The organism is Colwellia sp. MB02u-14, from assembly GCF_014076915.1.
Lineage (GTDB): Bacteria > Pseudomonadota > Gammaproteobacteria > Enterobacterales > Alteromonadaceae > Colwellia_A.
Window position 1 is genome coordinate 89,134 of record NZ_JACGUX010000071.1, and the last position, 13,017, is coordinate 102,150.

Consider the following 13,017-nt stretch of genomic DNA (forward strand, 5'->3'; position numbering starts at 1 on the left):
CTTTTTTTATCGTTAAATTTTAACGCTATTGTAAAAGTTCTTTATCAGTGAATTCATCGCTAAAAAGTGCGCTTGACAGGTAACGCTCTGCAGAGCTTGCTAAAATAACAACAATATTTTTTCCTTCGTTTTCTGGTTTTTCAGCTAAACGTTTCGCAGCAACAACGCCAGCACCAGAAGAGATACCCGCAAGAATACCTTCTTCTTTCATCAGGCGGTGACACATTGCCATTGCTTCGTCATTCGTTACTTTTTCAACAGCATCAATCATGCTTAAGTCTAGGTTTCCTGGGATAAAACCTGCACCGATTCCTTGAATCTTGTGTGGTCCTGGCGTTAGTTCTTCACCGGCCATTTTTTGACTAATAACAGGAGAGTCAGTTGGCTCTACCGCAACAGACATGATGTTTTTTCCTGCGGTATTTTTAATGTAACGACTAACACCCGTAATTGTGCCACCGGTGCCAACACCAGCAACAAATATGTCGATGTTACCGTCTGTCGCTTCCCAGATTTCTGGACCCGTTGTTTTTTCGTGAATTTCTGGGTTAGCAGGGTTTTCGAATTGCCCCAATAAAACGTACTTCTCAGGATCTGAGTCTTTAATTGCTTGAGCTTTAGCAATAGCACCATTCATGCCTTTAGCACCATCAGTCAATTCAAGCTTTGCCCCTAAAGCGGCTAATAATTTTCTACGCTCTAAACTCATGGTATGTGGCATAGTTAATGTGATGGCGTAGCCACGAGCAGCGGCCACAAAAGCAAGTGCTATGCCAGTGTTACCACTGGTAGGCTCAACAATTTCTTTACCGGGGGTTAATAATCCTTTTTTCTCGGCATCCCAGATCATATTTGCGCCAATGCGACACTTAATACTCGCACTAGGATTTCTTGATTCTATTTTAGCAAAAACATTACCTTTAGTGACACGGTTTAGTCTTACGAGGGGCGTATTGCCAATAGAGGTTGAGTTATCTTCAAATATTGTGGTCATTTTATATCCTTGAGTAAGCTTTATTTACTTTAACAGGACAAGGTTAGCGCTTTATAGAAATAAAAGAAGTGATATTTTGTTAACTTATATACCAAAAAAGAATATATAAATGCTTATTTAGTTTAATTAGGTTTTATATTGATCTGATTATCATCTCATTAAAGACAAATTTGTTTATTTTCTTTATCTTATAAAAAGAAAAATGACTATTAAGATTGCTTTAACAGTATAAGTAATAAGATTATAGTTTTGATTTATTTTGATTATCACCATTATAAATAAAAGGTGATTGGATAATAAATAGTCACTCCTCTATTATATTTTTAACTGGTCGAACGTCCGATCAGTTAACGTTCAACTATAAAAATAAGACGTAACAAAATAATTATAAAAGATATTGGGGAAATAATGAATACAATCAAAAGTATAACAGCTGTTGCAGGTGTCTACTTAGCACTCAGCTCATCAGCATCATATAGTAAGGAATATAAAATAGTGCTTATCCATGGGTTTCAACCACAACAACTTATCGTTGATGGAGATGTTACCGAGAGTGGTCAACAATATTGGCAAGGTTATTGGGATAACCTCAGCGATGCTCGTATTGATTGGCCTTCTTACGAGCGAATAGAGGGGAAAATAGCAACGGACTATGTTTGGCCAAAGTTAAAGTCATTTTCTGAAAGTAACTTCTGCTCCCCAGGTTGTATCTTTGTGACTCACTCTACCGGCGATTTAGTTGCGCGGTATATTATAGATAACCAAGAAACTTGGTTGGAAAATGCGGGTTTAGCACCTCTAAATATCGTGGCAACATTCGATATTGCTGGCGCTGGTGGTGGCAGTGAGCTTGCGGATCTAGCGGTAAGTGTTGCACAAGCAACAGAAAGCTGGTCTTTTATAATCGAAGCGGCATTAGAAGCATGGCTTGGCGGAGATCTTGGCGATGAAATGGGTGTGCTCAATGATTTAAAAGTCAATAATGCGAGGCAACTTGCACCGTTACCGGATGCGAGGATCCCTCGTCTACGTTTTGTTGGCGATGCAAGTGAATATTTAGGCGTTACTAGCCCCTTTATTCAAGGTCATGATGATGGCGTTGTTGGTACGCATTCATCGTGCGGCGGTAATCGCCAAGGAAGATATGGCAGCTGTAGTGGCAGCGTCGCGTTTAACGGTAAAATTGAAAATCAAGGCAATGCTGTTTCAGGTTTTATGCCATACCATTATCCAATGCTTATGGGAGAAGCTTATAGCCATGGTTCATTACTTGAGCCAAGTCAGGAAGGGAAAGTGACGGCAGCAAGTAACCAGAATAATATGTTGTCAGGAGAAAGTATCCATTTTGATACTTACACGAAAACTAAGGGTTGGTGGCTTTGGAAAAGTAATTACCTTTACGTACAAAACTCAAATGATGACAGTATGTCAACGCTAATTTATGACGCGATTCCTAATTAAATAATAGAGAAAGGGCTGTTGATTTTTCTAAATTAACTGAGAAAAATCAATAGCACCTAAGCAGGAAAATAAACGAGTGATGAAAAAACATTCCTTTTTAAAGAAAATGGTGGCTATTAGCATTACTGCAATAGTTGTTTGGCTTTTTTGGCCATCAATCGCACCTAAACAATTATCGACAGCTAACGAAAGGTTAACAAAAAAAACCACCATAAAAACAATAAACCCACCACAAAAAAAAGTGGTTCAGCCTGTTTCAGTGACGGGTAAGCCCAAAAAAATTACTTCAAATGACTCTGCTCTTTTAGTTGCTAAAGCGTATGCTGGCGAATTAGTCTTTCCACCATACTCTCAACCGTTAACAGATAAAGATTTTGATCGTTTGAACCCTAACTTTTTTAACCCTCAATCGATGCTCGTTGACGACGATGGTACCAAGGTGTCTGCTGCACTATCAAAGTATCGTTACACTTATCCTGAAGCTGTTTTTGCGACGCTAACGGGAGAAAATATTACTTATGCGGAGCTTCAGCTTGTTGATATTGAAACCGGTGAATTATTATTGACCCGTAAATTTGAACAGAGTGAAGCAAACTGGCAGACCAAATTTAAAGGCCAAAGGAATCTTCCTAGCCAATTGCAAGCATCAATAAGAGCACACATTAACGGTAAGAACATCAATATTACGCTGGCGCTTAAATATGTTGACTCTGTTGCCACATTAGAAAGTTTTGATTCAGCCTTTCATGACGAGGCTGATATGGTGTTAAAAGCTCACCTAAAAACCAGAGAGCAGGGGCTTTATCGAATACGAGCAAATTTATTTGATGCTAATGACCAACCCATTGCACACATGGTGAGTAAAGAAAAACTCGATAAAGGCAATACGAGTCTTTATTTAAAAGCTCACCAATCAGTATTGCAAGGGCGGAAAGCGCCCTTTTACTTATCTACTTTTTCTATTGAGTTAATGTCGCCTGCGCCGGGTACACCAGCAAAATATGGAGATAGTTTACTTAAAGAGTATGTAATAAAAGATTTTGCAGTTGCTAGTTTAAGCCATAGACCTTATCAACCTTCTAAGCAGGAACAGCAACGCTTGTTATTATTGCAAAATATGGCTGACGGAAGATAAAGGGCTAAAAGCTTTTTGAGCAACTTTTCAACGTTATAGCGTTTTTAATGAAAGGTTAGCAAAAACATTTTTAGTTTTTACAAACTTATAGGAGGGCGTCGACAAACGTTCCTGGGTGAAACTCAGTTGGATAATCGAGTATCTAACTGAGTCTTATCCCATTATTAAAACGTCTAAGGCATCCAGGCGTAGCTAACTTTTGTAAACAAAGTACGTTCGCCACGTCCTAAGTCAGTTAAATCATCGTCTTGATAACTGTTATCAGAGTACCCTAAGAAAAATACCGTTTGTGGATTGAGCTTATAGCTATAAATTAACTGTGTTGATAAGTCGCTATTGATTCTAGAATAAGCAGAAACATTATTAGCAAGGTTTTGATCAACATCTGAGTAGACAACATTTAATTTAAGGTAGCTGTTTACGTCAAATTGATACGAGACTCTTAGCTCAACTAAACTGGCATCATAGACTTTACCACCGTCAGCATCGAGGGTTTCATAGGTATATGAAAAGTCGACTTCCAAATGACTCGTCGGGTTAAGACGAGTATTGGCATAAAACTCTCTATAGTCGGCTAGACGGTTATTTTGGTAATCTATTCTTTCACCAAAAGAGAAACCGAGTTCACCATATAAGTATCGTGTTGGTTTTATATAACCAAACATAGTGACAAGCTTTTCGGTGAAACGGTCGGTATTACCATCAATAGCATCATCTAATTCATTTTTTCGTAACCCTATTTTATCAGCATAGGTAAACATAATATCGAATGCTGAAAGTTTAGGACCATAAATAGTAAAACTTGAGGCTAGGCTTTTTTCTAGCAATTCACCATTCTCATTGTGTTTAATTTGCCATTGTCCCGACAATTTTGCATCTTGCCAAAGGCTATCAGCATCACCATAAAAGTATCGGTCAACTAAGACTCTTTCATCTTGATAATCAGCTTTTGTCATAAAACCTAAATCGGCACGAAAATCTTTACCTATTTGTTGATGCTCAGCATTTACCGACCAATATTCAGAGTCATGTTCAAAACTTACTTTCATCGCTTGATCAGAGAGATCATCAGACTGTTTTATTGAATCATCACTGTTTGAATGAACAACTTGTGCAAGAACAGCGTTTGAATCATCCATCCTATATTTAGTATTGATACCCGCAACCGTATTTTGATAATTATCTGACTTTCGCAGTGTACTTATTGCACCTAAAGAGAAGTCTTCTGAAAAGTCGTAACGGTATTTAAAAGCACCCGAGTGACTTTCTTCATTTAACGATTTTAAACTTGAACCCGTATTACCTGGCACAATAAAATTAGTTTCAGTGTCATGACTGATAAATGCACCATAGGTGTGATTATCATTAGTGCCCGTTAGTTTTGCACCATAATCAGGGTCAGCAATATTACGGGTATAAACTAAATTGAAATTTGAAGAAAAATAATCTGAGTTTTCAACAAAGAAAGGGCGAGCTTCTTGATAAAATAAAGAATAGGTTTTATTGACGCTAAGTTGACCAACATCAGACTCAACGGTAGAAAAATCAGGGTTTACTGTTACGTTTAACAGAGTATTAGCATTAATACCCCAGCGTAAATCTACCCCAGCTTCGGTGTCGTTATCGCTATGCCATTCATCTTGTGCGTCGTAAATATCACGGGTATCATTTTTACTTGCTACGACAGCGGGTGTGATCATAACGTTATTACCGGTTTTTGCATCCTTGAAGCCTTTTGCCTCTGGAATTTGGCACAACCAACAATCGTTGTCTCGGTCAAGCGGAATATGAGATATACGCAGTCGAGAATCTCGAGGGTAGAGACGAATAAATTCAATGGCCCATGTTTTTTCTTCACCGGTGTCGGCAAAGTTTAGCGTGTGGTAGGGCACAGCCATCTCTACTTGATAGCCTGTAGGTGTTCGTTTGCCAAACGATTGCCACATGCCATCCCAGGCTGAATTTACATCTCCGGTTAGTTCATTCTTTATTCTGTCAATTTGTGCGCCGTAAGGGTTGACAAATAATTCATAACTTAAGCGTCTGTTATTATAGGTATCGAGTTTTATACCCACAACATCGTCTTCAAGTCGGGTATCTCGGTCACCTAAATAGGCAATAATTTCTTCTGGGTTGGGATCTTGGGCAACAAAAGAGATATAGATGGTGTCACCATCTTCAAAAATTTTTGCGGTTGTTTTTACTGGGCTGGGCTTGTTATTCCAAGGGTCGTTAACAATATTTAGCTCAATAGATAATGCTTGTGACCATTCTTCATCGCTGATTTCGCCATCAATAATGACTTCTTTTTTAGCATGAGGTATCGATAAATGAGCGATTTTATTGATTGTTTGTTCTTTTGTACTCTGTTCTTTGGTGTTTTGTTCAGCAAAACTATTTTGTGAAAACAGTAAGAATACACTAGCTACTACGGCTTTGTAGCTACTTCTTAACAACAACATTTTTTCTCCAGAAATATTTTTTATTATTTTTATATAGTCATTCTGGGCAAATTGTGTCAAAAAATCCCCATTAAAACAATCATTAGTTACTTTAGTTTAATGAACAGTTAACAAAAAAAGTCGCCAGAAGGCGACTTTACGTTAAATTAGATAATTTATTTTTGGTTTATATTACTTTATCCAAGCATAGCTAAATTTCATAAATAAATTACGTTTATTCTGATTTAAGTCGCCAAAACTTTCTTCTGTATAATGTCTATCAGCGTAGCCTAAATAAAATACTGTTTGTGGGTTCAGTTTGTATGCGTACAACAATTCAGTAGAGACGTTTTTTCGACTTTCCGTGATGTCTTCAGGGTCAGTGTAAGTATAATTATTAATATTTCTGTTGGTATTATTATAAATAAAACTGAAACGTATAAAACTTAAGACATCAAATTGATAAGTCGCTCTAAAGTCAGTTAATCGTGCATTAAAAACATTAGCACCTTCAGCATTTAGTTGGTTAAACGTATGTTTGATATTTAATTCTAAATGCTTATCAACGTTCCAACTTACTTTTGATCTCCACTGCTTGGTTCGGCCAAGACGATTGTTTCTATAATCAATTGCGTCGCCGTATTTAAAGTTACTGTTAACATACAAACCTAGCACTGGCTTAAATTCCCCAAAAAGCGAAAATTGATTTTCTGTAAATAGCGTGGTGTTGCCATCAATCGCTAAAATACTTTTATCTTCTCTTAAACCCACTAAGTCACGGTTTGAATAGGAAAATCGGAAGTATGAGTTCATCGTTGCATTGAGTTGAGCATTGATATCAAATTCTTTTTCTATTAACTCGTTGTTGTCATTGTGAATGATATCCCAATCAGAATATATTTTAAATTTTGTCCACCAATTCCCTGGTTTTGCGTACCATTTTCGGTCACCGCCAACAGAGAAGCGGTTGTAGTCAACATTAGGAATAAAACCTAAATCACCACGAAAACCTGCATTTTGTTTATCGTATTTCACTCGGTAATACCAATCTTGGTCATTGTGAGAATAACTGGTTTTAAAGGCATTACCGCTAAACTTATCTTTTTTTAAGGTTCGTAAAACTTGCTCATTGTAATCACAATGGCCATAGCCGCAGTCAATGTTTTCTGGTGGTGCATGGCAATTGTTTGACTCGCTTGAGTCATCTGAATCATCAGCATTACAAAATTGTTCAAATAAATCGTCCGGGTATTCAGTTGTTGAATAAAGTGTTTGAAACTCAAATACATCAGCCGTTGAAACTCTTATACGCGTCCCTACACTGTGAACAATATTCTGGTAATCTTCAGCGGTACGTATGGTGCTTACTGTTCCCATGGTAATATCTTCATTGAAGCTATAGCGATAGCGAAATGCACTGGCCTTTGATTCTCCGTCAATACTTGCAATAGAAGACCCTCGGTTACCTGGGATCAAAATGTTGGTACTGTCGTCATCGGTAATAAATAAACCAAAGGAATGATTGTTTTCTCGACCTGTTAATTTTGCACCATAGTTAGGTGCATTAATATTTCGTGTATAAATCAAATTATAATTAGAGTCAAAGTAATCAGCATTATCTAAAAAGAAGGGTCTTTTTTCTTGGGTGAAAAGTGCAAAATTGTTATTAATGTTTAACTGAGCATTGTCAGTTTCAACTGTTGAGAAATCTGGGTTGATGGTGGCATTTAACAACCAGTCAGGGGTTATGCCCCAACGAATATCTAAGCTCGCCTCAGTATTGTTTTCGCGCTGCCAATCGTCATTGTCATCTCTGTCTTCATTAATGCCGGTGACTAATGATGGTATGACCGTTAAATTATCCCCTTGTTTTGCGCCAGTAAAACCTTCAACGGTATGAAGCTGACATAATTCACAATCATTATCTCGCTCGAGTCTGATATTGGATAAACGAAAAAATTCGTTTCTGGGGTAAAAGCGCATTAATTCAATGCCCCAATCTTGAAGCGATGATTTCTCAGTAAAGTTGAGCATTCGAAGGGGCAAAGCCATCTCTACAATGTAGCCCTTGTCATTAATTTTTCCGGCACTGTCCCAAATGCCATCCCATGAGTCACTTTCATTTTTTGTTATTTCATTTTCAATACCGTCTATTTGCGAACCCAATGGGTTAACTAAAAAACGATAAGCTGAACGTTGGTCGTTATAAGTATCAATTTTTATACCGACAATATCATCACCCCATGATTTATCTCTATCACGGTAAAACGCTCTAATTTGGCTTGGGTCAGGGTCTTTAGCAATAAAGGCAATATAAAATGTACCACCATCTTCCATCAGTAGTGCTTCTGTATGTATATGACTGGGAATATTGTCGAAAGGACGCGTGATATTATTGATTAATATTTTTTTTGCATGACGCCATTGTTCTTCATCCAATTTAGCATCTATCGTTATTTTTCCTGAAATGCGTGGGATCTCACTTGGCTGTTGTGCATCAGCTTTAAAAGGAAAAGAGAATAGTAAAGCGGAAATAGTCAAAATATGGCTGAATTTGACAGTAAACATTGGTACTCCAAAGTGAAAGTGTTTGCCTTTAGCTTATTTCGCAATTTTGAACGTAAACTATAGACTATAGATTTATCGGCGATGGTGAAGAAAGTTACACTTTGTGTCAAAGGAATTACGATAACTGGGGTAATGAATAAGATTAATGGTTTTTGCTAACATCTTTTGTATAGTTAACTGCACGTAAATTTAGCTCGAATCTATAAAAATTCTGCTGCATAATAGCAATACCGTTATTTATATTCTAACTATTATGCCATTTACTCTACTCGATATTTTTGCTTTTCTATGCTTCGTAACCTGTTGGATTGGTTACACTTGGTTCGCTCGTATAAAAGCAAAAAAGACTAATTGCATCGCTCGATGTTTACATCAACATAGAATTCATTGGATGAATGAGTTAATGACTCGTGATATTCGTGTTGGGGACGCAGCACTGCTAGCGAACTTAGAGCGAAATATTGCTTTCTTTGCCTCAACGACCTTACTTGTTTTGGCGGGGGTGTTAACCTTATTTGCACAAGTTGAACGATTAGAAGCGGTTATAGGCTCAATTCCATTTGCTGACTTTCCAAACCATGCGGCGATTCAATTAAAATTAGGTGTTTTAGCTTTTATCTTTATTATGTCATTTTTCCAATTTACCTGGTCGATGCGTCAGTATGGCTTTTTAAATGTCATGATTGGCGCTGCGCCTTATGATACGTCGGGTATGGATGACAACCTACGTGCCTATGCCAAAGAAATGGCGATTGTTCAAGATCAAGCGGCACACTCCTATAATTATGGTTTGCGCTCTTATTATTTTTCTATTGCAGCGATGTGTTGGTTTTTTCATCCCATTTTATTTATTTTCGCCAGTTTATTTGTTGTCTTTACATTATATGACCGTGAATTTAGATCTAGAGCGGTCAAGGCTATCACCTCAGGTCAAGAATATTTAAGGATAGAGCAAACTAAAAAGTCTCGGTCAAAGTATTAATGAATAGACATAATTACTCTGCTTATTCGGTACAAGATTTTGACCATTTTGATTGTTTAAAAATATCGAAGTGGGTGTATCTCTCTTTGATTTTTATTCTACGCGGTTATGTCGTTTGGTTGATGTCGGTAACCAATATGAAAGACCGTGTGGGTATTATCCAATGGATATACCCCGAGACGTCATTATTTTACTTAAGTTTAGGCTCTGGTGCTTTAGGGATCTTTATTGTTATTGTATTGAGCTTACGTAGACCTAAAGCGAAAAACTGGGTTAAGTGTTCTTGGTTGCACGTTAAAGGTATTCTCACTCTAGCCTTACTGTTTGATTTGATTATCTGCTTAGTAGCTTTCTTTTATTGGCATTTATTGTCGCTAACCTGGTTAATTACTCAAGCTATTATTGTTGGAGGACTTATAATCATATTAAATAGTAGTAAAAAATTTATGATTAATGTCGCTGAATTTCCTGAGCCACTTCCCGAAAAGAAAAAAAAGGTTATTAAATTACCATGAGTATTGCACAAGACGTACAACCCGATGAACGATTAATCATTCTTGATACCGAAACCACTGGTATTAACCCTAGGGAAGGGCACCGAATTGTTGAGGTAGGCTGTGTTGAAATGATCAACCGTCAGTTAACTGGTCGCAGCTTTCATGTTTATATTAACCCCTTGTTTGAAATGGAACAGGAAGTTATTAATATTCACGGGCTAACCAATGATTTTCTTCGTGATAAACCTTTGTTTACGCAAGTTGCTGATGAGTTTATTGAATTTATTAAAGGTGCTCGTCTTGTTATTCATAATGCTAAATTCGATATTGGTTTTATGGATAATGAATTTTCTTTACTTAAGCGTAATATTCCTAATACACGCGACATGTGTACGGTCATAGATACTTTACATGTCTCTAAAGATGAATTTGGCTCACCGAAAACACTTGATTATTTAGCGCGTTTTTATCGTGTTGATAAATTAGTTGACCGCACCTATCACGGAGCATTAGTTGATGCTCAGCTTTTAGCTTTTGTTTATATAGAGATGACGCGTAAGCAGTCTGTCTTAAATTTATCAGCAGGGAGTGAATCGGGTGAGGATAGTAATGCTATTCGGCGTTTATCTTCACAGAGAACAAAATTAAAGGTTATTCAAGCTTCTGCCGATGAACTCATTAAGCATGATGAAAGATTAGCGGTAGTTGCTAATAAAGGGAGCGAGCCGATATGGCCCAAATAGGTCAAAATAAACTTTTCATATTCATATCCATCATTTGTATTTTCATGTCTGTAAAAAGTAACGGACAACAAACTAAGGTGGATTATTACAAATCAGATAACATTACTAATCAAATCCCTTATTTTGACAATCGTTTTAAAATAGATGCGTTGCTTGAGGAAGTAACACTTCTTTTTTATCGACGAAGTGGTTCGCCACCGATTATTCTTGTGCGACCTGACGGTACAAAAATTAAAATTAATAATTTACCTAAAGATAAGATCACTTGGTTTGACGATCGTACCTTTGATTTAATAACGATTAAAAATCCTATGCCGGGTCCTTGGCAAGCTATTGGCGATATTTTACCGGGTAGTCATATTATGGTCGTTACTGAGGTCACCATTAAAGTTGACCCTTTACCTGAAGTGATACTTTCAGGGGAAACGTTGAAAGTTGAAGGACATCTTTATAATGGCGAACTGGCTATTGATGACCCCTTATTTCGTGATGTACTTAATTTAAATGTCGATTTTTTTAGTACCAATAATTCGGCGTTTGATAATTTTGGCGCTGAGCCCATTAAAATAGCCCAATTTCGTGATGACGGTCGTGACTTAGATGAATATGCTAATGATGGTGTGTTTACTGGGGAATTTGAACTTGATTTTGCTCCCGGTGAATGGCTACCCATCTATTATGTTGAAATGCCGATGGCAACAAGAGAATTACGACAAAAACCGATTATATTACAAAAGATCCCCATTAAAATATCTGTCGACACCGCCGGTGAAGTAGGGAAGTCACATAACGTTACTTTTACGATTGACCCAACTTTTGTTGACCCTGACAGTGTGTTGTTTCAAGGGAAAGTTACTTTTCCTGACCGCCAAGTCGATCCGTTTTCTCTAACGGATGGTAAAGGCACCTCTCGTCTTTATCAAATTGCTTATACAGAATCGGGTGTTCACCGTATAGCGGTGAATGTTTTTGGTAAAACTATTAATGGACGTGAATTTCGTTTGGTGTTGCCTGAGTTTACGTTTAATGCAGAAAGTAAGAGTGGTTTGTTAATGCCAACGCTCGATATTAATGGTGAAGTTACCTCCGTTAGCTTAAAAAACGTTGACGGTGTTATCACCGACAACATTAAACAGGCAGAAGAGAATGCAAAAATATTAGCGATTGAATTAGCCGATGCAAAAAAAGCGCAAAAAATGGCAGCAAAAGAAAAAGAACAGCAAACTTATATAATAATTGGCGTTGCAAACGTAGGAATTGTCTTAATTGCGTTGTTATTTTATTTTGTATCTCGTCGTAAAAAGCAGAAATAACGGTGGATAGTTAAATAAATACAGTGGTTTTTGAATGTAATTCCCGCGTATTGTTCATCAAACGTGCATACGGTTAATTATATTAAAAAAGTGGTTGACTGCTCTCCATCTTAACCGTATTATCTCCGCCGCATTCAACGACTTGTTGACGAATGCAGTGATTATGCAGCGGAGTGGTAGTTCAGTTGGTTAGAATACCGGCCTGTCACGCCGGGGGTCGCGGGTTCGAGTCCCGTCCACTCCGCCAACTAATCAAGGTTAAGCACCTAGTTTTACTAAACGTTTAAAAACAATATAGCGGAGTGGTAGTTCAGTTGGTTAGAATACCGGCCTGTCACGCCGGGGGTCGCGGGTTCGAGTCCCGTCCACTCCGCCAACATTGTTTTAAGTTATATTTTGATTGTATTATTTTTAAAAGGCGTGACATCTTTTATTAATAAGTATCAAAAATAGTAAGGCGGTTTGAGTCCCGTATGCTTAGTCTTTATGGCACGGCAGTTAATCTCAAAGTAAGCAATATAGCGGAGTGGTAGTTCAGTTGGTTAGAATACCGGCCTGTCACGCCGGGGGTCGCGGGTTCGAGTCCCGTCCACTCCGCCAACATTGTTTAACGGTTAAAGTTCCGTATAAAAATTTAGGTGGCAATATAACCCAGTTGTGGTTCAGTTGTTATCGCGGGTTTTGAGTCCTGTCTACTTACAGTAGTAAACTTAAAGAAAACAATACAGCGGAGTGGTAGTTCAGTTGGTTAGAATACCGGCCTGTCACGCCGGGGGTCGCGGGTTCGAGTCCCGTCCACTCCGCCAACATTGTTTTTCACATTCTGTATATTTCTTATATGCGGAAAAAACTTCAAAACTTCAAAACTTCAAAACTTCAAAAC

Annotated in this window: 9 protein-coding genes and 4 tRNA genes; 10 read left to right on the forward strand and 3 right to left on the reverse strand. The window is 37.7% G+C overall.

Features of this window, described 5'->3' with window-relative positions:
- Positions 1-25: 25 nt before the first annotated feature.
- Positions 26-994 (reverse strand): cysteine synthase A, encoded by a 969-nt coding sequence (gene cysK, locus H4J52_RS09515; RefSeq protein WP_182223205.1) that lies wholly within the window; start codon positions 992-994, stop codon positions 26-28.
- A 408-nt stretch (positions 995-1,402) separates the two neighbouring features.
- Between cysK and H4J52_RS09520 the strand changes: the two genes are divergently transcribed.
- Positions 1,403-2,455 carry a hypothetical protein gene (locus H4J52_RS09520; RefSeq protein ID WP_182181581.1) on the forward strand — a complete coding sequence of 351 codons (1,053 nt, stop codon included), beginning with the start codon at positions 1,403-1,405 and terminating at the stop codon, positions 2,453-2,455.
- Positions 2,456-2,534: 79 nt separating this feature from the next.
- Positions 2,535-3,590 carry a hypothetical protein gene (locus H4J52_RS09525; RefSeq protein ID WP_182181582.1) on the forward strand — a complete coding sequence of 352 codons (1,056 nt, stop codon included), beginning with the start codon at positions 2,535-2,537 and terminating at the stop codon, positions 3,588-3,590.
- Between the two features lie 173 nt (positions 3,591-3,763).
- Here the strand turns inward: H4J52_RS09525 and H4J52_RS09530 are convergent, their stop codons facing one another.
- Both H4J52_RS09530 and H4J52_RS09535 read right to left on the reverse strand, forming a co-directional pair.
- Complete coding sequence (locus H4J52_RS09530) at positions 3,764-6,112, reverse strand: carbohydrate binding family 9 domain-containing protein (RefSeq protein ID WP_182224571.1); 2,349 nt, start codon at positions 6,110-6,112, stop codon at positions 3,764-3,766.
- Between the two features lie 111 nt (positions 6,113-6,223).
- On the reverse strand, positions 6,224-8,599 hold the full coding sequence (locus H4J52_RS09535) for a carbohydrate binding family 9 domain-containing protein (protein WP_182181584.1): 2,376 nt from the start codon (positions 8,597-8,599) through the stop codon (positions 6,224-6,226).
- A 253-nt stretch (positions 8,600-8,852) separates the two neighbouring features.
- On the opposite strand from H4J52_RS09535, the gene H4J52_RS09540 reads away from it, so the two are divergent.
- The 8 genes from H4J52_RS09540 (at position 8,853) to H4J52_RS09575 (ending at position 12,940) form a co-directional block, all read left to right on the forward strand.
- Positions 8,853-9,581: a DUF599 domain-containing protein gene (locus H4J52_RS09540; RefSeq protein ID WP_182181585.1), complete on the forward strand. Its 729-nt coding sequence runs from the start codon at positions 8,853-8,855 to the stop codon at positions 9,579-9,581.
- Complete coding sequence (locus tag H4J52_RS09545) at positions 9,581-10,096, forward strand: DUF2919 family protein (RefSeq protein ID WP_182181586.1); 516 nt, start codon at positions 9,581-9,583, stop codon at positions 10,094-10,096. The genes H4J52_RS09540 and H4J52_RS09545 overlap by 1 nt, the downstream gene beginning before the upstream one ends.
- Positions 10,093-10,821 (forward strand): DNA polymerase III subunit epsilon, encoded by a 729-nt coding sequence (gene dnaQ, locus H4J52_RS09550; RefSeq protein WP_182181587.1) that lies wholly within the window; start codon positions 10,093-10,095, stop codon positions 10,819-10,821. The genes H4J52_RS09545 and dnaQ overlap by 4 nt, the downstream gene beginning before the upstream one ends.
- 44 nt (positions 10,822-10,865) lie before the next feature.
- Positions 10,866-12,134, forward strand: coding sequence for a TIGR03503 family protein (locus H4J52_RS09555; RefSeq protein WP_182181588.1), 1,269 nt, complete (start codon positions 10,866-10,868; stop codon positions 12,132-12,134).
- 170 nt (positions 12,135-12,304) lie between these two features.
- A tRNA-Asp gene (locus H4J52_RS09560) sits at positions 12,305-12,381 on the forward strand.
- Positions 12,382-12,433: 52 nt separating this feature from the next.
- A tRNA-Asp gene (locus tag H4J52_RS09565) sits at positions 12,434-12,510 on the forward strand.
- A gap of 147 nt (positions 12,511-12,657) precedes the next feature.
- Positions 12,658-12,734, forward strand: a tRNA-Asp gene (locus H4J52_RS09570).
- A gap of 129 nt (positions 12,735-12,863) precedes the next feature.
- Positions 12,864-12,940: transfer RNA gene (locus H4J52_RS09575), tRNA-Asp, on the forward strand.
- The last annotated feature ends 77 nt before the right edge of the window (positions 12,941-13,017 follow it).